Consider the following 23,235-nt stretch of genomic DNA (forward strand, 5'->3'; position numbering starts at 1 on the left):
AGCCTGACGGCTGGACGATGGGAGCCGTGTGAGCCGAGAGGCTCCCGCACGGTTCTGCGAGCGGCGGCGGGTGCAATTCCCGCCGCCGACTCACCACGTCGTCTTGTTAAGGGGAGATTCTGCAGACGGCGTTGAAGGGCTGCGCGAGGAGATCAGCCAAGTGCTCGAACCCATGGGACTACGGCTCTCCGAGGCCAAGACCAGGGTAGTGCACATGGAGGAGGGGTTCGACTTTCTTGGGTTCCACATCCGGTGGGGCCGCAAGAGGGGAACGGATAAGTGGTACGTCTACACCTTCGTCGCTGACCGGCCGTTCAAGTCTGTCAAGGCGAAGATCCGGATGATGACCCCCAGGACGTCACAGCAAGACCTGAGGGACGTGCTTGAGCGCATCAATCGGCTCGTGCGCGGCTGGACCACCTACTTCCGGCATGCAGTGGCAAGCCAGACGTTCGCACATCTGCGCCAGTTCATCTGGTGGCGGATCGTTCGGATGATGCGCCATCGGCATCGTTGGGCGTGGAAGGACGTTCGTCGTTGGCTCACCGGTCCCACCGGGGCATGGAAGCCAATCGCGGCGGACGGGATCGAGATGTTCAACCCGGCAGCGGTCACCATCATCCGGTACCGCTACCGGGGCGAACGCATCCCCAACCCTTGGGCTCAGGCTGTCTAAATCACGCCCACGGCGACTCTGTGGAGAGCCCGGTGCTCGGTAACGGGCACGCCGGGTTCGGCGAGCGGCCTGGAGAAACGGACAGCGGGCAACCGCTGCACCGCGCTCCAGGCCGACTCAACTTCCCCGACCCGACCGGCCAGCACGTGTGCGAGCGCCGTGCCCGGGACGTGGCCAGCGCCGACCACCTCTACGTCAAGTCCGCAGCCATCGCCTGGCTCCTCGACCAGGACCACCAGGGCGCCGTCCACCTGCGCGAGCCGCTCGGCTCCGTCGTCGACATCGCCTGGGAACACGGAACCCGCGGGCTGCGCCTGATCAGGTAGATCATGTCGCGTGACGCGAGTGCAACTGACGGATGAGGAATGGGAGTTCATCGAGCCGTACCTGCCGATCGGCGAGTACGGCCCGTACCCGGAGCGACTGCGGCAGCAGTTCGGGGGCGTGATCTGGCGGTTCAGGACCGGAGGGCAGTGGCGGGAGATGCCGGCGGAGTTCGGCGCGTGGTCAACCGTCTCCGATCGCTTCCGGCAATGGCGTGACGCGGGCGTCTTCGAAGCCCTGCTGGAGGGCACGATCGCGGAGGCCGCGAGGCGGGGCGAGCGCCCGATCAACAAGTTGAAGGCCTGGCGGGGCATCGCCACCCGCTACGACAGGACGTCCGCCGGCTACCTCGCCGGCCTCCACCTTCGCGGCGCGATGATCTGGATCCAAAGACCTCAACAGGATCACCCCTTGATCGCGACCAAATACGCTCCATGGGCGGGCGGTAACTCAGGGTTAAGGCCTCGCTATGATGACAGCCTGTTCGACGGGCCTGGGCCCACTCGAAGTTGTCCAGCAGGGACCACAGGTAGTAGCCGCGGACATCGGCGCCCGCGGCGAGGGCCCGGGAGACCGCGCCCAGGTGCTGGGTCGAGGTAGCGGATGCGCCGGGGGTCGTCGACCGAGCCGTCGGGGGCGACGGTGTCCTCGAAGGCCGCCCCGTTCTCGGTGACCAGCAGGGGCAGGCCGTGGCGTCGGTGCAGGGAGACCGGCGAGTCGGACAGTCCGGTGGCGTCGATGGGCCAGCCCATCGCGGTGACGTCGTCGTTGGCGCGGTGGAAGCCGACGCCCTCGCAGCCGGGCCAGGGGCTGTGCGGGCCGTCGCCGTGGCCGTCCCCGCGGGGGCGCCGCACGCCCGGGACGGCGGCGGACACCACCGTCGGCGTGTAGTAGTTGAGGCCGAGCAGGTCGACCGACTGGGCGATGTCGGCGAGGTCCCCGGCGCGGACGAGGGCGGCCCAGTCGACCAGGTGGCCGGTGTCGGCCAGCAGGTCGTCGGGGTACCCGCCGTCGAGCATCGGCCCGGTGAAGACCCGGTTGCCGACGGCGTCGACCCGGCGGGCCGCCTCCGTGTCGTCGGAGCCGGCGGTGAGCGGGCGGACGGCGTGCAGGTTGAGCGAGACGGCGACCTCTGCGGTGGCCGGCAGCGCCGCGCGCAGGGCCCGCACCGCCCGGCCGTGGCCCAGGTTGAGGCGGTGCGCGGCGCGGCGCGGCGCGGCGCGGAGGGCGTCGGTGCGTCCGGGGGCGTGGGCCCCCGATCCGTAGCCGAGGAAGGCGCTGCACCAGGGTTCGTTGAGGGTGATCCAGGTGGGGACCCGGTCGCCGAGCGCCCCGGCGGCCAGGGCGGCGTAGTCGGCGAAGTGGTTCGCCGTGTCCCGGTCGGGCCAGCCGCCGGCGTCCTCCAGCTCCTGGGGGAGGTCCCAGTGGTACAGCGTGGCGGCCGGAGTGATGCCGTGCTCCAGGAGCTCGTCGGTCAGCGCCCGGTAGGAGTCGAGGCCCCGGGGGTTCGCCGGGCCGCGGCCGGTGGGCTGGACACGGGGCCAGGAGAGGGAGAACCGGTAGGAGGTGAGGCCGAGGCGGGCCATCAGCCGGACGTCCTCGCGGAAGCGGTGGAAGTGGTCGACGGCGGTGTCGCCGTTCGCGGTCCGTCCGGGGGGGCTGAAGGCGTCCCAGATGGAGGGGTACGGCCGGCCTCGGCGACCGCGCCCTCGATCTGGTAGGCGGCGGTGGCGGCGCCCCAGCGGAAACCCCGGGGGAACGCGGCAGCGGGGTGGCCGGGGGAGGCGGTGGCGGGGACGGCCCGGGGTGCGGTGTCGGTCACGGTCGGGTGCTCCTCGGTGGGCTCGGTCACCTGAAGAGGTGAGGTGATGCCGGCTTCGACGGCGCCGGTGGTGATGCCGCCGACACCATGCATGCCCAGGACGGCGCGGGCCAGCAGCGGAAGAGCACCGATGCGGGGGCCGAGAACGCGTCCGCACCGGGCCGCCGCCACCCGAATGCCCCCCCTCCCGGCCCCGCGCTTTACCACGTCCGGGCCCGCGAGCCGGGCGCGGCACGCGGGATCTGTCACCTGGACGGCAGATCCCCGCGGTCCTACCGGGTGCACCCCAGTGGCGGTCACCGCGTTATCGACTGACGGTGAATAAGCATTCACTGCGAGCTAGCGAACTGGCGCCCGGTCGGTTCCGCGCGGTGGCACTGAAAGGAACACACGCTCATGCGTTCTGTACGCACCGTTGTTATCGGCGCGGCGCTCGCCGCGTCCTTCATCCTGGCCGCGCCCGGCGCCGCGTTCGCCGATGACGGCCACCGGTCCGACGGCAGGGGCAATTTTTCCTCCGAGAAGGGCGGCGGCCGTGGCGAGGAGGGCCGCGGCGAGGGCCGTGGTGACGAGGGCCGTGGTGACGAGGGTCGCGGCGGTGAGGGCCGTGGTGACGAGGGTCGCGGCGGTGAGGGCCGTGGTGACGAGGGTCGCGGCGGTGAGGGCCGTGGTGAGGGCGGTCGTCACGAGGGCGGTCGGGGCGGTGAGGGCCGTGGTGAGGGTGGCCGTCACGAGGGCCGGGGCGAGGGCGGTCGTCACGAGGGTGGCCGTCACGAGGGTGGCCGTGGGGGCGAGCGCGGTGAGCGTCCCCGTGGCGGGGTTCACGCGGGTGGCGGGTTCATGGCTTCCTTCGTGACCGCGGACCAGGGCCGGGAGGAGGGCCGTGGTGACGAGAAGGGCCGGGGCGAGGAAGGTCGCGGCGAGGGTGGCCGTGGCGAGGGCGGCCGTGGTGAGAGTGGCCGTGGTGAGGGTGGCCGTGGCGAGGAGGGCCGGGGCGGCGAGCGCGGTGAGCGTCCGCACGGCGGTGTCCACGCGGGTGGCGGCTTCCTCGCCTCGCCCGGTTCCGACCTGCTGGGCGGCACCGCCCTGCTGCTGGGCGGAGCCGGCTTCAGCGCGTTCGCCCTGCGTCGTCGCGCGGCGAACCGCAGCGCGATCTGACCTGACCCCGCTCGGCGCTGCCGGTGCGGTCACCGTCCGCAGCGGCGACCGCACCGGCAGGCGCCGGGCCTCCGTACGATGACCGGCTTCCATGGAAGGGCATACACCCCATGAGGTCCCGTTCCGCACCACCGGACGCCAACCCCTGCCGGCGGGCACCCCGGAGCTTCGGCAGACGCTGGCTCCTCGGTCCTGGCATCGGAATGTTCGCTCTCGGCCTCTCCATGATCTATGGGGCCAACGACATCTCCCCCCGCGCCGCGTCCCTACCACCGGCCCCGGCCCCGGCCGTCGTCTCGTCGCTGGCGGTCACCACCGCTCCGGCACCGGAACCCAGCCCCCCGGCGGCCTCTTCTCCGGTCTCTTCCCCGGTGGTCTCTTCCCCGGAGGTCTCTCCTCCGGAGACCGTGACGGCGCTGCCGTACTCGCCGCCGACCCGCCTCAGCATCCCCGCCATCGGCGTGGACGCACCGTTCGGTGAACTCACCCTGGACGCCTCGGGTGCGCTCACCGCCCCGCCGCCGGAGGAGGAGAACCTTGTCGGCTGGTACCGCGACGGTGCCGCGCCGGGCGAGAACGGCACCGCCGTGGTCGTCGGCCACGTCGACACCACGACCGGACCGGCGGTGTTCCTGCTGCTCCGCAAGCTCGCACCGGGAAGCACCGTCGACGTCACCCGCGCGGACGGCGTGGTCGCGACGTTCTCCGTCGACGCCGTCCGTCGCTACTCCAAGGACCAGTTTCCCGACCAGGACGTGTACGGGGACAGCCCTGACGCCCAGCTGCGGCTGATCACCTGCGGGGGGACCTACGACAAGGCCCGCAACGACTACACGGACAACGTGGTCGCCTTCGCGCACCTCGTCTCCTCCAAGTAGCGGCCCTGCTACCGGGCCCCGTCGGCGATGGAGTCACGGACGGACCGTGACGTCGCCGTCGGGGCCGTCGGGGTGTCCTGGACCGGTTGCCGGCCGTCCGCCCAGGTCAGAGTGGAGACCAGGGACCGGAACGCGGTGCGGTAGGTGCGGGGGCTGGTGCCCGTGTGGTGCTGGAAGTGGTGGCGAAGGTTGGCGGGGGTGCCCAGCCCGGTGCGGGCGGCGATGCGCTCCACCGGCTCGTCTCCGCGTTCCAGCAGACGCTGCGCCAGCTGGATGCGGGCGCGCAGGAGGTACTGGAGCGGGGTGAGCCCGGTCTCGGCCCGGAACCGCCGGGTCAGGCTGCGGACGGTGAGTCCCGCGTGGTCGGCGATGTCGTTCAGGGTCAGCGGGCGGTCGAGGTGGGCCTCCATCCACCGGGTGGTGGGCCCGAGGCCGCTTCCGGGCCGGGTGACCGCGCGGTACGCCGCGTCCGCCCGGGCGGCAGGGACCGCGGCTTCCCCGGCGTCGGCGGGGCCGGCGGGCAGGTGGAGCTGCAGGAAGATCTGCCGCTCGGTCTCGACGGCGACCGGGTTGCCGTGATCCAGGGTGATCAGCCGCAGGCAGAGATCGAGACCGCCGAGCACCCCCGCCGCGCTGTAGTACGGATCCGCGTCCACGACCGAACCCTCCGGGTCGACCTCGACCAGGGGGTGGCGCCGCGCCAGCTCGGCGGCGTGCCGGCGGCTGGTGGTGGCCCGCCGGCCGTCCAGGAGACCGGTGGCGGCGAGGGTGAACGTCCCGGTGCCGATCGCGCCGATCCGGCTGCCCCGGTCCGCGGCGGCCCGCAGCGCGTCGACGACCTCGGCGGGCGGTTCGTCGCGGAACCCGTCGTGCCCGGGCAGCAGGACGGTGTCGGCGCCCTCCAGCCCCTCCAGGCCCCAGGGTGTGTCGATCCGGAACGGGGCCGGGGAGCCGGTCGCCCGAAGGCCGGGGGCGGTGCAGTACCACAGCTCGTAGGCGACGTGGGGGTGGTGGCGCACGGCGGTGCCGAAGGAGAGCCCCGGACCGGTGAGCTGATGGCCCGGCACGCCGTCGAGCGCGAGGACAGCGATCACTGACATGTCCAGAATTTAGCCGAGGGTGACATCGGGACCGCTTTTTCCGGCCGGGCCGGCTGCGGAGGATGGGTCGTACGCGGATCCGGAGCGAGGGGACGCCCGGCAGCCGGCTTCGTCCTTTCCGTTTCAGGTATTTCCGTTTCATCCGAACGAAGGGTTTTCCGTGTTCAAGCCCAGCTCTCTGCCGCGCAGTGCCGCGCGCGTCGCCGCCGTCGCCCTGGCCGCCGGGACGGTGTGCGCCACCGCCATGACCGGCAGCGCCGGAGCCATCGTCAAGGGTCAGGACTCCACCGAGCGTTACCCGTTCATGGTGTCGATCCCGCTGAGCGCCCCGGACATCCACGTGTACGACGCCCCGTGCGGCGGAACGCTGATCGACCCGCAGTGGGTGCTGACGGCGGCCCACTGCGTCGACCCCGATCTGGTGAAGCTGGACGGGACCGTCCGCGTCGGCTCCGCGCAGCGCAAGTCCGGGGGCACCGTCCGCGCCATCGACCGGACGGTGATCCACCCCGGCTACCGGCTGGGCAGCCCCAACCAGAACGACCTCGCGCTCGTCCGGCTGGCCCGCCCGGTCGCGGAGAAGCCGATCAGGATCGCCGGGGAGCCGGGGCGGCCCGGCACCCCGACCCGGCTGCTCGGGTTCGGCACCGTCCTCGACACGACCGATCTCACGAAGGCGGAGTTCCCGGACCGGCTCCAGGAGCTGGACACCCGCAGGGGGGCCGACGACGAGTGCTCTCCCGGGCGTGCGGGAGCGACCAGGCTCTGCACGGTCAGCCGGACGCCGGGCAGCATGGCCTGCTTCGGGGACTCCGGCGGCCCGCAGATCCAGCAGGGCAGGGGCGGCCGCTGGGAGCTGATCGGGACCACCTCGGGTGACGGGGACACCGACCCGGCCTGCTCCACCGGCCCCGGCCTCTACACCAACGTTCCCGCCTACGCGAGCTGGATCTGGAAGACGGTCCACCAGCACGGCTGACGCGGGCCGGAATGTGGTCCGGGCCCGGCTCTCGGTTAGGTTCCAGGCATGTCGGTGATCGCCGTTCTCGTACTCGACGGGGTGCCCGGACACCACCTCACCACCCCGGGGCTGGTGTTCGGCGCGGCGGCCCGCGACCGCCCGGGCGTCGCCTACGAGGTGCGGCTCTGCGCCGGTCCCGGGTTCACCGGGGTGGGGCTGCCGGCCCCGCTGCGGATCACCGTTCCCTGGGGGCTGGAGGGTCTCGCCGACGCGGACATCGTGCTGGTGCCCGGTCACGACGGCTACCACGGCGAGCCCGCGGCGGCGGTGCTCACCGCACTGCGGGCCGCCGCCGCGCGGGGGAGCCGGATCGGGGCGGTGGGGACGGGTGTGTTCACCCTGGCGGCCACCGGCCTGCTCGACGCCCGGCGTGCCACCACCGGCTGGCGCCACACCGGGGAACTGGCCCGGCGCCACCCCCGGATCGAGGTCGACCCGGTCGGTTCGGCCGTGGCCGACGGCCCCTTCCTGACCTCGGCCGGGATCTTCGGCGGCATGGACGTCTGCCTGCGCCTGCTGGCCCAGGACCACGGGGAGCGGACCGCCGGTGAGACGTCCCGGGAACTCCTCACCCCACTGCTGTCGTACGCGGACCGTGTCCAGGAGGACATCGACCGGGAGATCGCGGACAGCGTCGGCATCGAGCCGACCCTGCGGTGGCTGGAGACCCGTCTGCACCTCCCGCTGACCCCCGCGGACATCGCCGCGCACGCCGGGATCAGCGTCAGCAGCCTCGTCCGCCGCTTCCGCGCGCACGCCGGCGTCAGCCCGCCGCAGTACCTGCTGCGACGGCGGCTGGAGCGGGCGTGTGAGCTGCTGGAGGGCACCGACGAACCGGTGGAGCGGGTGGCGGCCCTCGCCGGGTTCACGTCCCCGGCGAGCCTGCGGCAGCACTTCTCCCGGCTGACGGGCACCACGCCCCGGTCCTACCGCTCCCGGCGCAGGGCGGCCCGCGCGGCGGCGGACGGTCCGGTCGGGGCCGGGCCGGGGCCGGATGTGAGGATCGGGGGATGAACCACATCATCAGGGCCGTGCGGCACGAGGACTGGAGCAGGGTCAAGGCGATCAGGCTGGAAGCACTGCGGGACCCGCTCGCGCATCTCGCCTTCCTCGAAACCCACGAGCAGGCCGCGGCGAAGCCCGACGCCTTCTGGCAGGAGCGCGCCGCCGGAGCCGCCGAGGGGAGGACGGCCCGGCAGTTCGTCGCCGAGTCGGCGGACGGGCGCTGGCTCGGCACGGTCTCGGTGCTCGTCGAGCGGGCGGGCGTCGAGACGTTCTTCGACGATGTCCCGGAGCAGGCGCAGACCCACTTCGTGGGGGTGTTCGTCCAGCCGGAGGCGCGCGGTACCGGCCTCGCGGAGGAGCTTTTCCGGGCCGCGCTCGCGTGGTCGTGGTCACTCCCCGAGCCACGGATCGAACGCGTCCGGCTCTTCGTGCACGAGGACAACCCCCGCGCGGAGGCGCTGTACGCCAAGGTCGGTTTCCGGCGCACGGGCTTCTCGGTGCCCGCCGCCGCGGACCCGGCGCGCCGGGACAACGAGCTCGTCCTGCTTCGCGGTTGAGAAAAGCGGCTTGCCTGGTCCCGGGCGGGGCGGGCGCGGTCGTCCTTCGGTGACCGCGCCCGCTCGCGCCTGGCGGCGGCGCACCGGTAGGAGACGGAGGGGGCGCCGTCGCGCTCAGCCGGTGCCGGGAATTCTCCCAGGGTTCACCCAGCGGGGTGTGGCACGCTCTTACGGTTCGCGCTCTTACGGTCCGATTTCTTTTACCCGTGCCCGGGCCGTTGCGGTGGTTTGCCCCCCCCGGGAGTCTTCGTTCCGTGTCCATTCGTCACGCCGTTCCCCATTCCGTGCGACGCCCGCTCGCCGCGCTGGCCCGCCGATGGGCTGTAGCGCGTCCCGAGACGGGCACCGCGGCCGAGCCCGAGCAGCCCGAGCAGCCCGAGCAGCCCGAGCCGGGGACCGGTCCGGAGGAACCGGCGGTGGACGGACGGCGGATACGGGAGGACGAGCTGCTCGCCGGTCTTCCCGGGACGGTTCGGCACGGCGACCACCTGGCGGTGGTGCGGGAGGGGCTCATGCCGGCCGCGTGCCGGGACGGGAACCTCGCCGACGTCGCCGATGTGCTGGAGGCGGCGGGCATCGCCTACGGGGTGGTGCCCGACCCGCTGCCGCGCCACCGCCTGGCGATCGCCCCCGGCGACCGGGCGGCCGTGCTGGAGGCGGTGTCCGCCGCCTTCGGCGGACAGGCCGTCTATGCCGATCTCCTCGAACACGGCCGGACCCTCGCCACCGCCCTGGCCGAGCAGCTCGTCGAGACGGTCGCGGCCGTCGAAGGCCCCGAAGCCGTTGAGGTCGCTGAAGCCGGCGAGGCCGTCGAGGCCCCCGGGTCCGAGCTCCCGGCCGAGCCGGACCCGGCCGGCCCGCCGCCGGACCGGGTCAAGGGCATCCGCGTCTACCGGCCCGCCGTGGTCGGCGACCTCCTGTACGGGGCGCAGGAGGGCTGCGACGTCGAGTTCTGGGACTCGGCCGCGCCGTCCCCGGGTGCGATCGCCTCGATCGACCAGACCTCCTTCGGATGGTGGCTGCCGTCGCTGGCCGCCACCGCCACCACCAGCGTCTCCGGCCGCGACTACCCGCTGGTCGACGCGTTCGCCACCGTGTTCCCCGACGATGTCGACTTCCCCGTCGACGCCGTCATCACCTGGGTCGACGGCGACGACCCGGACTGGCGCCGGCGCCGGGACGCGGCCCGCGGGGACCACCCCGGCCGGTCGCGGGGCCTGGCCGACGACACCGAGCAGCGCTACCGGAGCCGCGACGAACTGCGCTACTGCCTGCGCTCGATAGCGGCGTACGCCCCGTGGATCCGCCAGGTCTTCCTCGTCACCGACGACCAGGTCCCCGCCTGGCTGGACGCCACCGGGCCGGGCCTGACCGTCGTCTCGCACCGTGAGCTGTTCGCCGGAACGGGCGCCGGGCCGGTGTTCAACTCCCGCGCCATCGAGAGCCGCCTGCACCTCGTCCCCGGCCTCGCCGAGCACTTCCTCTACCTCAACGACGACATGTTCCTCGCCCGCCCGCTCGCCCCGCAGCAGTTCTTCCTCGGCAACGGCCTGCCGCTCTGCTTCCCCGACAGCCGGGTGATACCGCCCGGCCGGAGTCTGCCCGACGGCGGCGATCTCAGCGACACCGTCTACGCCAGCGCGCAGTACAACACCCGTGCCGTGCTGACCGAGGCCACCGGCCGCACCTACCCCCGCACGCTCAAGCACGTCCCGTACCCGCTGCGGCGCAGCGTCCTGGCGGAGGCCGGCGAACGCTTCGCCGCCGAGCTCGCGGCGACCGTCACCTCGCCCTTCCGCTCGGCCGCCGACCTCGCGCCGGTCACCCTGGGCACCTACTACGCCCACGCCACCGGCCGCGCGGTGGAGGGGGAGCTGGTCGACGGCTACTTCGTCACCGACAGCACCGAGGACCTCGCCCGCCTGCCCGAGCTGCACGGCCACCGGTGGGCCGATGTGCTGTGCCTGGCCGACGGCGTGCGCGACAACGTGCCCGCCGACGAGCAGGACCGGGCCGTCACCGCCTTCCTCCGGGCGTACTTCCCCGCCCCCTCGCCGTTCGAGCACCCCGGGGCCGGACCGGCGTAGCGGCCCCGCGGCACCCGAGGCCCGGCCCGCCGCTTCATGGGCTGCCGCGCTTCGAGCACCTCTTCGACGGAGGGAAAGGTGTAGCCGTCAGATATCCGGGCCTGGCGAAGACCGGCGGACCTTCCGGCGAGGAGGTGCGCCGGAAGGTCCGCCGCCGACCGGACCGAGGTCGTGCTCAGCCGGGCTGTGCGGAGTCGGGGGTGCGGGAGCCGGCGGACGCCAGATCCGCGACCAGGAGGGCCAGCAGTTCCCCCGGCGCCTCGATGAAGCGGTAGTGGCCTCCGTCCAGGAGCTCGAAGGCCGTTTGGCCGCAGGCCGACCAGCCGGCCATGAGCGACGGGGGAATGCCCGTGTCCCCGGTCCACCCGATGGCGGTGACGGGGCACGGCAGCCGGACCGGCTCGGCCACGTGATACCGCTTGTTCATGTCGACGTCGTTGCGCAGCACGCCGAGGTAGAGCTCCAGCAGGCTCGGCTCCAGGGTGCCGCCCAACTCCGCGACGAGCTGGCGCAGTTCGGCGGCCAGCTCGTCGTCGGTCAGGTCGAGGAAGCGGCCGTAGGGGCCGTCCTGCGGCGCCACCTCGGCGGAGACGAACACCCGGGCCGGGGCGGGGCAGCCCCGCTGGACAAGCCGTACGGCCGTCTCGTACGCGGCCAGCGCGGAGCCGCAGTGCCCGAACAGCGCGTAGGGGCGGTCCAGGTAGGGCCGCAGCGCTTCGCCGAGGTCGTCGGCCATCGCCTCGTAGGTGGAGTAGGCGGGCTCGCGCATCCGGTTCTCCCGGCCGGGCAGTTGCACGGGGCAGATCTCGACGCCGTCGACCGTCGACGGCCAGTGGCGGTACATGCTCGCTCCGCACCCGGAGTAGGGCAGGCAGAACAGTCTCGCCGGTGCCACCGGTGAGGGCTCGCGCAGGAACCACTTGTTGCGGGTACGGGCCGTTGGGGCGTCCACTGATGACCTTCCGTGAGGGGGGGGCTTCTTCCCGGTGCTCGCTGTGCCGGTGTCGGCAGCGGTGAGCCGGCAGCGGTGGAGCCGGCCGGGGTTGGGGCGGCCGGGGTTGGGGCGGCGGCGCCTACCGGGCTCGCGCGGTGATCGGCAGGTGGGTGAAGCCGGCGATGATGTTCGACCGCATGCGCCGGGGCGTCCCGGCGAGTTCGAAACCGGTGAACCGGCCGAGCAGTTCGGTGAACAGGATCCGCAAGGTCACCCGTGCCACGGTGTGGCCGATGCAGTAGTGCGAGCCCACACCGAACGCGATGTGCTTGTTGGGCCGGCGCCGGATGTCGAAGGTGTCCGGGTCGGCGAACACGGTCTCGTCGCGGTTGGCCGACGCCAGCCACACGACGACCGCGTCCCCCGCCGGGATCGGCACCCCCCGGACCTCGACGTCGCGGGTGGTGTGGCGCATGAAGTGCTGGGTGGGCGAGGCCCATCGCAGTGCTTCCTCCACGCCGCCGTTGAGCAGCTCCGGGTGGGCCGCCCAGTCGTCGAGGACCGCCGTCCCGGCCAGCTCCGCCATCGCCGCGTTCGGTGGCTGGGCCGTGGTGACGGCCGCGCCGAGCAGCAGGCTGTAGCAGTTGGACACGATCTCGCCCGGCGACAGCCGCCGTCCGTCCAGCTCCATGGTCAGCAGCACGCTGATCAGATCGTCACCCGGCGAGCGCCGGCGCCGGGTGACGACGTCCTGGAAGTAGGCGAACAGCTCACGGTGGGCGGTCACGAGGGTGGCCTGTGGTCCGGCGGCGAGCTGGAACTCGGGGTCGTCCGCGGCGATGCACGCGTGGGTGAGCCGGACCAGGCGCGGCCAGTCCTGCTCCGGCAGCGCCATCATCGTGCCGATCACCGCCATCGGCATGGCGGCCATCGCGGCGGCGAAGTCGAACGGCCCGCCGTCGGCCAACGGCCGGAGCAGCTCGACGACGACGGCGCGGACGGCCTCCCGGTCGTTCTCCACCGTCCTGATCGACAGCGCCTGTTGCAGCGGGCCGCGCAGACGCGAGTGCTGCGGCGGGTCGGTCACCGCCATCTGCCTGCCGCCGGCGGGGTCACCCTTGCCGAGGAGGTTGAGCAGGGTGCCCTGTTCGGAGGTGAACGCCTCGTGGTCGCGGAGTACCCGGTTGGCCTCGGCGTATCCGACGACCGACCAGTAGCCGAGGTCGCCGGCCGCCTGCCGGCTCACCGGAGCGTCGCGGCGCAGCCGTCGCCACAACTCGTGGGCCCCGCCCCTGTGGTAGAGGCCGGGGTCGATCAGATCGACCTGCTGTGGTGCGGAGACCGGGCATCGCGTGGTCGGGGGAACCGCCGTCATCGGGACCGCTCCTCCCGCGTCGCCGTACCCGGCGTCGTACCCGGCGTCTCCATCCGGGCGACGAGGGCCGTCGCCAGCTCCGCGACGGTCGGCGACAGGTACAGGGTCTGCGCGGGGATGTCCACGCCGAACTCGCGCTGGACGGCGACCAGGAGGTCGGTGGCCAGCAGCGAGTGCCCGCCGAGGTCGAAGAAGTCGTCGTCGACCCCGACCGGCTCGACGCCGAGGAGGTCGCCCCACAGCTCGACCAGCCGCAGCTGCACCGGGGTGAGGGGTGCGACGAACTCGTTGGCCACGTTGCGCGGCACCCGGGTGGCGGTGGGCAGGGCCTGGCGGTCGATCTTGCCGTTGCGGTTCACCGGCAGCTCGGGACGGACCAGGATGGCCCAGGGAATCAGGTATCCCGGCAGTCTGCCCCGCAGTTCGTGGCGGAGCCGCCGGCCGAGGTCGGCCGAACCCGGCAGCTGCGGATCGGTGGGCACGACGTACCCCAGCAGCCTGGTGCCACCCGCCGGGTCGGCCTGCGGCAGCACGACCGCGTGCCGCACCTGGGCGAGCCGCTCCAGCTCGACCTCGACGGTGCGCGGTTCGGCGCGGTAGCCCTGGACCTTGACCTGGTCGTCCGCGCGTCCGACGAACTCCAGCGTGCCGTCCGGCAGCCAGCGCACAAGGTCGCCGGTCCGGTACATCCTGGCCCCGGGCTCCGTTCCGAACGGATCGGGCAGGAACCGTTCGGCCGTCGCGGCCGGGCGGCCCAGGTAGCCGCGGGCCAGGCCCGCCCCGGCCGCGTACAGCTCGCCGCACTCGCCGGCGGGCACGGGTTCGAGGTCGCCGTCGAGCACGGCGACCCTGGTGCCGCTGACCGGGCGGCCGATCGGCACGCTCCGCAGCGCCGTGAGGGTACTGCTGGTCCAGCAGGTCGTGTACGTGGTGTTCTCGGTCGGCCCGTAGCCGTTGGTGAAGAGCAGGTCCGGGTACCTGGCCAGCAACCGCTGGACATGGCTCGGCGAGGCCACGTCACCCCCGGTGAGGACGTGACGCACACCGGCGAACGCCTCCGGGTGGGAGCTCACCATCTGGTGGAAGAAGCCGGTGGTCAGCAGAAGCACCGTCACGCGCTCGGCGCGGACGACGCGCGCCACGTGCTCCAGCGTGATCGCGACCGGGGGGAAGAGGACCAGCCGGCAGCCGTTGACCAGGGGAGCCCAGATCTCCAGCGTGGACGCGTCGAACGCGACCGGCGCGATGTGGAAGAAGACGTCGCCGGAACGGATCTCCATCCAGTCCGCGCCCCGGACGAGCCGGTCGATCGCCCGATGGGGCACGCCGACGCCCTTGGGCTCGCCGGTGGAGCCCGAGGTGTAGCTGAGGTAGGCGAGCCGGTCCGGGCTGTCCGGGCCGTCCGGGCTTTCCGGGAGGGCCGGGGCCGGGGCCGTCGGCTCGGCGGCCGGCCGTTCCGGCGCGGGGCCTTCCACCACCGCGACGACCCCGGCGGGTATCCGGTCCCGCAGCGCCTCTTCGGCGATCACCAGGCCCGCGTCGGCGTCGTTGAGCAGCAGCTCGTGGCGGCCGGGCGGGTCGTCCGGTTCGAGTCCGAGGTACGCCCCGCCCGCGATGAGGACGGCGAGCAGGGCCACGATCAGCTCCGGTGACCGTCGCACCAGCACGCCGACGACGTCCTCCGGCGCCAGGCCGGCCGCTCGCAGCCGCCCGGCGAGCCGGTTGGCACGGTCGTTGAGCTGCCGATAGGTCAGGGTCTGTCCGTCGCAGGTGACCGCGGGCGCGTGCGGAGCCCGCTCCGCCTGCTCGGCGACCAGCTCATGAATGGTCCGGGCGTCGAACGGCGGCCGTCCGCTGCCGATGAACCCGGGAGTGCCGGAGGTGAAGACCGTCCTGGTCAACTGCTTCCCACTTTCCTGTCCTGAGGTGTCCCCGTCGGGGCCGAACGCACCCAGGTCGCGACGGCGCGGCCGAGCTCCGTCCCGTCGCGACGGAAGAGTGCGGTGGTGCAGGTGAGGACCCTGCCGTCGCCGGGTACGCCGCGGCCGACCACGACGACGGCCTCGCCGACACGGGGAAGGGCCGAGACGCGGGCCGTCATCCGGCCGAGCACCAGCGGGCCGCGGAGCGGGTCGAGCGTCCAGCCTCCCGGGCAGTCCAGCACGGCCCACACCGATTCCTCGGTGACGGCGCCGGTCCCGTCCCCGTCGGCGGCGTCCGGTGTCCAGACGCACGCGACCCGGTTCCCCGGGCCGGGCACCGGGCCCGGTGCCAGCCGCGGACCGTCCCGGTGGTCGGGACCGCAGACGAAGCAGGTGGGGAAGGGGTGGGAACGGTGCCCCTCGTAGCGGCGCATGGCGTGCTCCGCGACGGCCGGCGGGACGAAATCCACCGGGCCCGCGACGGCTGCCCGGGGTGACGCGGTCGCGATGAGCTCCTCGCCGTGCCAGACATGGACCCGCTTGCCGCTCCGGGCCGTCCGGAGGCCGGTGTCCAGCGGTGGCGGGGCGTGCAGCTGGACGACGAGATCGCCGCCGGTCGCCAGCATCCGGCGGGCCCGCGCCGCGACGAGACCGCACGCGTAGCCGCCGTGGGCACTGTCGGGTGGGCCGTTGTAGCGGCGGTCGATACGGATCACCTGGTTCGCGGTGCCACCGGGGGCGTCCACCGGCTCAGACCGCCGGGACGTGGAAGAAGGTGTCCCGTGCCGCGATGCGGCCCTGCGGCGTCATCCGGAAGAAGTCCGCGAACCGCAGCTCGACCTCGCCGCCGTCGTGCAGTACGCCGCGGAACAGGCCGTGCACCGCTATCTCGTCATCGGTCGCGACCACGGTGGCCAGGGTGTGCGCGCCGGTACGGATCACCCGCTGGTCGAGGTAGAAGCGCTCCAGTTCGGCATGCCCGACCATGGGCCGGTACCCGGGCCGGTGGTAGCGCGCGTCCGGGGTGAACAGGGCGACCAGCGCGGGCACGTCTCCGGCGTCGACGAGCTGGTAGTAGCGGCGGATCTGGGACACCCCCAGCGCCTGGGGCGCCGGTGTCGCCTGGGCCGCCGGGGTTCCGTCGGGGTGGGGGAGGGTGTGGACCATTACGAGGTGCTTCCTGTGATCGCTGTCGGAGCGGTGGTTCGCGGGGCGAGATCCGGTACCGCCGCGGCGTCCGGGGCGCCGTCGAGCGCTTCGACCAGCCGGGCCGGCGTGGGTGCCTGGAACAGGGCGCCCAGGGTGAGTTCACGGCCGAACCGCACCCGCACCCGGTTGATCAGCCGGGTGGCGAGCAGGGAATTGCCGCCCAGCGTGAAGAAACCGTCGTCGACGCCCACCGGGGAGAGACCGAGCACCTCGGCGAAGAGCGCGCACATCGCCTGCTCCGCCGGGTTTCCCGGCCCTCGCCCGGACGGTGCCGGTGCGAGGTCCACGGCGGGCAGCGCGGCCCGGTCGATCTTCCCCCTGGGGGTCAGGGGGAGGGCGTCGAGCGTGACGATCACCGAGGGCACCATGTAGTCGGGCAGGAGCGCGGCGGCGTGCTCCCGCAACGAGGCCGGGTCCAGCCCCGAGCCCCCGGCCGGGACGACGTAGCCGATCAGGCGCTTGTCGTCCGAACCGCTGGTGCCGGTGACCACGGTCGCCTGGGCGACCCCGGGATGCCCGGCGAGCACGGCCTCGATCTCGCCCGGCTCGATGCGGAAACCATGGAGTTTGACCTGCTCGTCCGCCCGGCCGAGGAACTCCAGTTCGCCATCGGGGTTCCAGCGGACCACGTCGCCCGTGCGGTACATCCGCCCGCCCGGTTCGCCGAACGGGCACGGTACGAACTGGCCGGCCGTCAGGCGGGGGTTGTTCAGGTACCCGCGCGCCACACCGGCACCGGCGACGTACAGCACACCGGCCACCCCCGGTGGCACCGGCGACAGCGCCTCGTCCAGGACGTACACACGTCTGTTGTCCACCGGCCGGCCGATGGGCACGACGTCGGGCACGGCCCGACCGGGGCGGAGCACCCTGCGGGTGGTGAACGTGGTGGCCTCGGTCGGGCCGTATCCGGCGACCACCACGGAGTCCGGACAGTGCTCCAGCACCCGCCGAACCGCGTCGGCCGGCACGATGTCACCGCCGGTCCACACCTGGCCGACCCGGGCCAGGGCGCCGGGGGACTCCTCGGCGAACACCCGGAACAGCCCGGCCGTCAGCCACAGCGCGCTGACCCGGTGATCGGCGATGAGCCGGTGGAGGGCCGAGAGCGCCAGTTCGCCGGGCGGGGCCACGACCACCTGGCCCCCGTTGAGCAGCGGCACCCACCACTCGAAGGTCGAGGCGTCGAAGGCGTGCGGGGAATGCGCGAGCACCCGGGGGCCGCTCCCGCCCCGCCAGGAACGCTGCGAGGTCAGGCTGACGACATTGCGGTGGCTCAGGGCCACGCCCTTCGGTGTGCCCGTGGACCCCGAGGTGTACAGGACGCATGCCAGGTGGTCCGGGCGCAGCGGTACGACGGGGTCGGTGGCCGGCTCTCCGGCGAGGCCGGGGTCGGCGTCGACGACGACACCCGGTGTGCCGCGGGTCAGCTCGTGGTCCTGGGTGGCTCGATGGGTGAGCAGCACCGCCGCCCCGGTCCCGGCCATGACGTGCCGCAGGCGGGCCACCGGGGACCGGGCGTCCAGCGGTACGTAGGCGCCGCCGGCCTTGCTGATCGCCAGGACCGCCACCACCACGTCGGCGGAGCGTTCCATGAGCACGGCCACCGTGCTGTCGCAGCGGACCCCCATCGACACCAGCCGGTGGGCCAGTCGGTTGGCCCGGGCGTTCAACTCGGCGTAGGTCAGGGTGGTTTCCCCGGACACCACGGCGGGCGCACCGGGGGTGCGCGCGACCTCGGCGGCGAAGGCCAGCGGCACCGTCGGGTGCGGCAGCGGACGCGTGGTGCGGTTGCCCGCCACGACCGTCCGGTGCCGTTCCTCGGCGGTGAGGATGTCCGGCCCGCCGACCGGCTGGTCCGGATCGGCGGTGACCGAGTCCAGGAAACGCAGGAACCGCCGCTGGTGGGCGGTGAGTTCGGCCTCGGAGTAGAGCGCGGGGTTCGCGTCGAGGTCGAACCGGGGCTCGGTGCCGTCGGACCGGTCGTAGACGGAGAACGAAAGATCCTCGACCGGCCCGTTGGACAGGTTGTGCGCGGTGGCCCGTACGCCCGCGAAGTCCAGGTGGTAGTAGAAGGACATGATGTTGGCGACGGGGCCGAACAGGACCCGCTCCGACCGTGCCGGGTCCAGCTCCCTGCGCAGGTCCTCGCTGCGGTGGCGCTGGTGCGGGCGCAGGGCGCCGATCTCCTCGGTCGCCTGCCGGACGAGCGCGGACAGGCCCTGGTCCGGGCGCACGCGCAGCCGCAGCGGTACCACGTTCGCCACCATGCCGGGGACGGCCGGCGCGGAGGATCCCGTGCGCCCGGTCACCGGCATGCTGAGCACGACGTCCCGTTCGCCGCTGAGGCGGTGGAGGTACGCGGCGACCGTCGCGATGAAGGCGGTGGGCCAGCTCGCTCCGGCGGGTCGTGCGGCCCGCCGCAACGCGGCCACGGTGGGCGCGGAGAGGCTGCCGGTACGACGCAGGAAGCCGTCCGAGACCGGCGCCGACCGGCTGGCGAGGCTGACCGGGTCCGGTCGGCCGGCCAGCCGGTCCGCCCAGAACTCCCGGTCCAGTCGGGGCTGTTCCGACGCGTGGTAGGCCGCGTCGTGCGCCAGCAGCAGGCTCAGCGGTCCGAAGGCCGGTCCTGCGCCGGCCCTGCCCTCGACCAGCCTGGTGTAGGTCCTGGCGACGCGGCGCGCGATGAGCGACATGCTGAAGCCGTCGACCACGATGTGGTGGACGCGCTGGTACCAGAGGAAGCGGTCCGGCGCGATCCTGAACAGGGCCTGGCGGAACAGCGGGTCGCGGGTGAGCCCGACCGGGGTGGCCAGGTCGGTGCGCATCCACCGCTCGGCCGCCCGCAGCGGATCGGGTGCCGAGGTGAGGTCGGCCCGGTGCAGCGACCAGTCGGGCGACGGGGTGACGACCTGCCGGGGGCCCTGGGCGCCGTCGGTGAAGCGGACGCGCAGCGACTCGGTCTCGTCCACCACGCGCCGCAGCGCCGCCTCGAACAGCTCCGCGTCGACCGGCCCGGGGATGTCCAGGTACTCGCCGGTGTTGTAGGCGGGGCTGCCGGGGCGCAGATGGTGGGCGTACCAGATGCCGGACTGCGCCGACGACAACGGCAGCTCGTGTCCGTGGCTCATCCGAGTTCCTCCAGGATCGCCGAGAGCGCGCCGGCGAAGGACGCGACGTGCGGTGGCGACAGCATGTCGTGGTGGTTGCCGGGTACCTCGACCACGCTCAGCGCCCCCTGGGTGTGTTCCTGCCAGAGCGCGGGAACCACCACCGGGCTGCCGAGCGTGGGGTGGGTCTCGGCGCTCGTGAACAGGTGGATCGCCGTACGCAGCCGCGCCGTTGAGCGGTAGCGGCCGGCGGCTTCGCCGTTGGCGGTGAAGACCCGCACCATGCGCCGCAGTTGCTCGGTCCGCACCCGCGCGGGAAGCAGCTCGCGGACGTGTGCGTCGTGGAGCAGCAGCGCGATGGCGTCCCGCTCGTCGAGGTCGTCCCGTTCGTCGACGGCGTGGGCCGGCGGCCCGGAGGCGATCGCGAACCGGGTGGCCTCGCTCGTGTCACGGTCGCCGGACGGGCCCATGGAGCCGGGCGCTCCGACGTCGATGATCCCGAGGAACCCCGGTGGGTGCCCCCGCTCCTCCAGCAGACGGGCCATCTCGAAGGCGACCAGCCCGCCGAAGGACCAGCCGGCCAACAGGTACGGGCCGTCGGGCAGCACGGCCCGCAGCTCCCGCAGGTAGCGCTCGGCCTGCTCCTCGACGGTGGCCGGCGGCTGTTCGTCGGTGTTGTAGCCGACGGCCTCCAGGCCGTAGACGGGCCGCCCGGCCGTGAGGTGTCCGGCCGTGAGGTGTTCGGCCAGGTGTAGGAAGGAGCACACGTCACCGCTCTGCGGATGCACCAGGATCAGCGGCGCCCCGCGTCGGTCTCCTTCGACCAGCGGAACCACGAGCCGCCGCAGCGCCGCCGACGCGGTGGGCAGTTCCGCGCACAGGCCCTCGACGGTGGGATGACGGAACACCGTGTTCAGCGGCACGGTGACGCCCCACTCCCGCCGGATCGCCTCGACGAGCTCGACCGCCCTGAGCGAATGTCCGCCCAGCTCGAAGAAGTTGTCCCGCACGCCGACCCGCGGGATGCTCAGCACCCGCCCCCAGATCCTGGTCATCAGCAGTTCCAGCCGGTCCCGCGGCGGCAGCACGCCCTCCTCGGGACCGCGGCGGGCGGGCGCGGGCAGGGCCGCGCGATCCACCTTTCCGTTGGTGGTCAACGGGATCCGGTCGAGGACGGTCAGCGTCGCGGGCACCATGAACTCCGGCAGGGTCTCGCGCAGCGAGCGCCGCAGGGCCGCCGGGTCGCCGGGCCGGTCCTGCCACACCACGTAGCCGGCCAGTTCGGCGTCGGTCCCGCTGCCCCGTACCGTCACCGCCGCCCTGGCGACACCGGGCCGCGCGCACAACGCGGCCTCGATCTCGCCCAGCTCGATGCGGTATCCCCGGATCTTCACCTGTTCGTCGGTCCGGCCGAGGAAGACGAGGTTGCCGTCCGGCAGATACCGGGCCAGGTCACCGGTCCGGTACAGCCGTCCGCCGTCGCCGCCGAACGGATCGGGGACGAACCGTTCGGCGGTCAGTCCCGGCCGGTTGGCGTACCCCCGGGTGACGCCGACCCCGCCGATGTGGATCTCACCCGGCACGCCGACGGGCACCGGGGCCCCGGCCCGGTCCAGCAGGTAGATCCGGAGGTTGCCGAGCGGGCGGCCGATGGGCACCGACCCGCCCGGCCGGCCCAGATCCCGTTCGGCGTCCACCCGCCGGGTGACACAGCCGACGGACGCCTCGGTGGGGCCGTAGCCGTTCCACAGCGTGGGAACCACGTCGAGCAGCCGCCGGGCGAGCCGTGGCTGGAGCGGCTCACCCACACAGATCGCCTGGAAGCGGCTGCCGCCCTTCCAGCCGCTGTCCAGCAGCAGCAGCCAGGTGGCCGGTGTGGCCATGAGCGTGGTGACGCCGAACTCGCGCATCATCTCCGTGAGGCGCGGCCCGTCGACCGCGACCTCCGACGGGGCGATCACCACGCTCGCGCCCCAGGCCAGGGGCATGAGCACCTGGGGAACGATGACGTCGAAGGAGATCGAGGCCACCGAGGCGACGACATCGGCCCCGCTGAGGTCCAGTTGCCGGCCGCGGACCACCAGGTAGTTGACCACGCCCTCGTGCGGGACCAGCACGGCCTTGGGGCGGCCGGTCGAACCGGAGGTGTAGATCGAGTACGCGAGGCCGGCCGGCGTCGCCAGTGCTGGCAGCCGGTCCTCGGGCAGGGCCGCGATGAGCCGTGCCTCGGCGTCCATCCAGACGGTCGCGGCGCTGTTCCGCGGGAGCCGGTCGCTCAGGGACCGCTGGGTGAGCAGCAGCGGCACCTCGGCGTCGGCGAGCATGAACGACATGCGTCGGGCCGGGAGATCCGGGTCCAGCGGCAGGTAGGCGGCGCCGGACTTGAGGACCGCCAGCAGGGCCACGACCAGGTCCGCCGAGCGCGGCAGGCAGACGCCGACCAGGCGTTCCGGGCCCGCGCCCCTGGCCCGTAGATGGCGGGCCAACTGGTTGGCCCGACGGTCGAGTTCCCGGTAGGTCAGGCGGTGGGCGCCACAGCGGACCGCCACCGCGTCGGGGGTCAGCCGGGCCCGCTCCTCGACCAGCTCGTGCACACAGAGGTCCGAGGGGAAGGGCTCGTCGGTGGCGTTGGCCGCCACCAGCAGCCCCTCGCGCTCGGCATCGGTGAGCAGGTCCAGGCGCGAGACGGGACGGCCGGGATCGCTCGACGCGCTGTCCAGCAGCCGCAGGTAGTGGCCGACCAGACGTTCCACGGTCGCGCGGTCGAAGAGATCGGTGTCGAAGGCCACGGTGCCGGTCGTCCCGGTCGGCCGGTCGGCCACCACCAGGCTGAGATCGACCTTGGCCGTGCCGTTGTCGACGTCGATCTGTTCGGCCTCCGCCCCCGCCAGCCGCAGGGCGGCGGCCGGGTCGGACAGGCCCGCGAACATCACCTGGAACAGCGGATTGCGGTCAAGGCCGCGCTCCGGCCGCAGCTCCTGCACCAGCCGTTCGAACGGCACGTCCTGGTGCGCGTAGGCGTCCACGGAGGTCCGGCGGACCCGGTCGAGCAGATCGGAGAAGCCGGGGTCGTCCGCGAGGTCGGTGCGGATGACCAGGGTGTTGATGAACGAGCCCACCAGCGGATCGAGTTCAGGCCTGGTCCGGCCCGCGACCGGTGTGCCGACCGCCACGTCGGACTGTCCGCTGCAGCGGGCGAGCAGGGCCTGGAACGCGGCGAGGAGCGTCATGAACATCGTCGCGCCGTGCCGCCGGCCCACCCGTCGCAACCGCTCGGCCAGCTCTTCGGGCACCGTGAAGGTGATCCGCTCGCCCCGGCCCGAGCGGACCGGCCCGCGGGGCCGGTCGGTGGGCAGGTCCAGCGGCGAAAGGCCGGTCAACTGTGTTTTCCAGTAGTCCAGTTGGCTTCGCAGGCGGTCACCGGAGAGCCGGTTCCGCTGCCAGTGGGCGAAATCCGCGTACTGGATCGGCAGGGGCGGCAGCTCGTGCTCCCGGCCTTCCAGCCGGCTCCGGTACATCGTGGACAGGTCGTCCCACAGCAGCGGCATCGACCAGCCGTCGACCGCGATGTGGTGGACCACCACCACCAGGACGTGGTCGTTCTCGTCCATCCGCAGCAGCGAGGCGCGCAGCAGCGGGGCGGCGGTCAGGTCGAACGGGCGCAGGATCTCGGTGTGAACGAGATCGAGGGCCCGCCGCGTCCGGAGTTCCGCGGGCTCGGACCGCAGGTCCGTGACGGGCAGTTCGATCGGCCGGACCGGCGAGACCGAGGGCCGGGGGCGCCCGTCCTGCTCGGGAAAGACGGTGCGCAGGACTTCGTGCCGCCGCACCAGATCGGTGAGGCCGTGGCCGAGGGCGGCCACGTCCAGCGGGCCGCGCAGCCGGAAGACCTCGTGGACGTTGTACAGCGCGGGGCCGTCGGACAGCCGCTCGACCAGCCACATGCGTTCCTGGGTGAACGACGCCACCTGGGCGCCCTCGGGGCGGGGCGGGACGGCGTCTCCCGTAACTCCCGCATCTCCCGCAACTCCCGTGGCTCCCGTGCGGCCCTCGGCGG

At 73.1% G+C, this 23,235-nt stretch carries 16 protein-coding genes and 2 pseudogenes; 8 read left to right on the forward strand and 10 right to left on the reverse strand.

The window, feature by feature from the left end; translation table 11 throughout:
• Positions 1-160 precede the first annotated feature (160 nt).
• The 3 genes and pseudogenes from ACIP82_RS34540 to ACIP82_RS34550 all read left to right on the forward strand — a co-directional run.
• A complete protein-coding gene (locus ACIP82_RS34540; protein ID WP_400659211.1) occupies positions 161-676 on the forward strand; it encodes a group II intron maturase-specific domain-containing protein in 516 nt (171 codons plus the stop codon).
• A 32-nt stretch (positions 677-708) separates the two neighbouring features.
• Positions 709-1,002, forward strand: a complete 294-nt coding sequence (locus ACIP82_RS34545; RefSeq protein WP_400659213.1) for a hypothetical protein — start codon at positions 709-711, stop codon at positions 1,000-1,002.
• A gap of 10 nt (positions 1,003-1,012) precedes the next feature.
• Positions 1,013-1,277: pseudogene (locus tag ACIP82_RS34550) on the forward strand (transposase); the annotation flags it as partial.
• Between the two features lie 9 nt (positions 1,278-1,286).
• On the opposite strand, the pseudogene ACIP82_RS34555 reads toward ACIP82_RS34550, so the two are convergent.
• Positions 1,287-2,915 (reverse strand): annotated as a pseudogene (locus ACIP82_RS34555) (glycoside hydrolase family 1 protein).
• A 246-nt stretch (positions 2,916-3,161) separates the two neighbouring features.
• Complete coding sequence (locus ACIP82_RS34560; protein ID WP_400659215.1) at positions 3,162-3,854, reverse strand: hypothetical protein; 693 nt, start codon at positions 3,852-3,854, stop codon at positions 3,162-3,164.
• 497 nt (positions 3,855-4,351) lie between these two features.
• On the opposite strand from ACIP82_RS34560, the gene ACIP82_RS34565 reads away from it, so the two are divergent.
• Entirely contained in the window at positions 4,352-4,858 is a 507-nt protein-coding gene (locus tag ACIP82_RS34565; RefSeq protein ID WP_400659217.1) for a class F sortase, read from the forward strand.
• An 8-nt stretch (positions 4,859-4,866) separates the two neighbouring features.
• On the opposite strand, the gene ACIP82_RS34570 is transcribed toward ACIP82_RS34565, so the two are convergent.
• On the reverse strand, positions 4,867-5,958 hold the full coding sequence (locus tag ACIP82_RS34570; RefSeq protein WP_400659219.1) for a GlxA family transcriptional regulator: 1,092 nt from the start codon (positions 5,956-5,958) through the stop codon (positions 4,867-4,869).
• Between the two features lie 160 nt (positions 5,959-6,118).
• Here ACIP82_RS34570 and ACIP82_RS34575 point away from each other — a divergent pair, with 160 nt between their 5' ends.
• The 4 genes from ACIP82_RS34575 to ACIP82_RS34590 all read left to right on the forward strand — a co-directional run bounded on the left by ACIP82_RS34575 (position 6,119) and on the right by ACIP82_RS34590 (position 10,628).
• Positions 6,119-6,937 (forward strand): S1 family peptidase, encoded by an 819-nt coding sequence (locus ACIP82_RS34575; RefSeq protein WP_400659221.1) that lies wholly within the window; start codon positions 6,119-6,121, stop codon positions 6,935-6,937.
• A 48-nt stretch (positions 6,938-6,985) separates the two neighbouring features.
• Positions 6,986-7,993: a GlxA family transcriptional regulator gene (locus ACIP82_RS34580; RefSeq protein ID WP_400659223.1), complete on the forward strand. Its 1,008-nt coding sequence runs from the start codon at positions 6,986-6,988 to the stop codon at positions 7,991-7,993.
• Complete coding sequence (locus ACIP82_RS34585; RefSeq protein ID WP_363609437.1) at positions 7,990-8,541, forward strand: GNAT family protein; 552 nt, start codon at positions 7,990-7,992, stop codon at positions 8,539-8,541. Before ACIP82_RS34580 ends, ACIP82_RS34585 begins: the two co-directional genes overlap by 4 nt.
• A gap of 254 nt (positions 8,542-8,795) precedes the next feature.
• Positions 8,796-10,628 (forward strand): stealth conserved region 3 domain-containing protein, encoded by a 1,833-nt coding sequence (locus ACIP82_RS34590; RefSeq protein WP_400659225.1) that lies wholly within the window; start codon positions 8,796-8,798, stop codon positions 10,626-10,628.
• A 175-nt stretch (positions 10,629-10,803) separates the two neighbouring features.
• Here ACIP82_RS34590 and ACIP82_RS34595 read toward each other — a convergent pair whose 3' ends face one another.
• The 7 genes from ACIP82_RS34595 to ACIP82_RS34625 all read right to left on the reverse strand — a co-directional run bounded on the left by ACIP82_RS34595 (position 10,804) and on the right by ACIP82_RS34625 (position 23,146).
• Positions 10,804-11,580: a thioesterase domain-containing protein gene (locus tag ACIP82_RS34595; RefSeq protein WP_363609441.1), complete on the reverse strand. Its 777-nt coding sequence runs from the start codon at positions 11,578-11,580 to the stop codon at positions 10,804-10,806.
• A 121-nt stretch (positions 11,581-11,701) separates the two neighbouring features.
• Positions 11,702-12,937 carry a cytochrome P450 gene (locus tag ACIP82_RS34600; protein ID WP_400659228.1) on the reverse strand — a complete coding sequence of 412 codons (1,236 nt, stop codon included), beginning with the start codon at positions 12,935-12,937 and terminating at the stop codon, positions 11,702-11,704.
• The gene (locus ACIP82_RS34605; protein WP_400659230.1) at positions 12,934-14,838 is read right to left on the reverse strand and encodes an amino acid adenylation domain-containing protein; all 1,905 of its coding nucleotides are present in this window, start codon (positions 14,836-14,838) and stop codon (positions 12,934-12,936) included. The genes ACIP82_RS34600 and ACIP82_RS34605 overlap by 4 nt, the downstream gene beginning before the upstream one ends.
• Complete coding sequence (locus ACIP82_RS34610; protein WP_363609447.1) at positions 14,835-15,575, reverse strand: hypothetical protein; 741 nt, start codon at positions 15,573-15,575, stop codon at positions 14,835-14,837. Before ACIP82_RS34610 ends, ACIP82_RS34605 begins: the two co-directional genes overlap by 4 nt.
• Before the next feature lie 34 nt (positions 15,576-15,609).
• Entirely contained in the window at positions 15,610-16,026 is a 417-nt protein-coding gene (locus tag ACIP82_RS34615; protein WP_400659232.1) for a nuclear transport factor 2 family protein, read from the reverse strand.
• Complete coding sequence (locus ACIP82_RS34620) at positions 16,026-19,199, reverse strand: amino acid adenylation domain-containing protein (RefSeq protein ID WP_400659234.1); 3,174 nt, start codon at positions 19,197-19,199, stop codon at positions 16,026-16,028. The genes ACIP82_RS34615 and ACIP82_RS34620 overlap by 1 nt, the downstream gene beginning before the upstream one ends.
• Positions 19,196-23,146, reverse strand: a complete 3,951-nt coding sequence (locus tag ACIP82_RS34625; RefSeq protein ID WP_400659236.1) for an amino acid adenylation domain-containing protein — start codon at positions 23,144-23,146, stop codon at positions 19,196-19,198. Before ACIP82_RS34625 ends, ACIP82_RS34620 begins: the two co-directional genes overlap by 4 nt.
• Positions 23,147-23,235 lie beyond the last annotated feature (89 nt).

It is taken from the genome of Kitasatospora sp. NPDC088548 (genome assembly GCF_044753005.1).
GTDB lineage: Bacteria > Actinomycetota > Actinomycetes > Streptomycetales > Streptomycetaceae > Kitasatospora.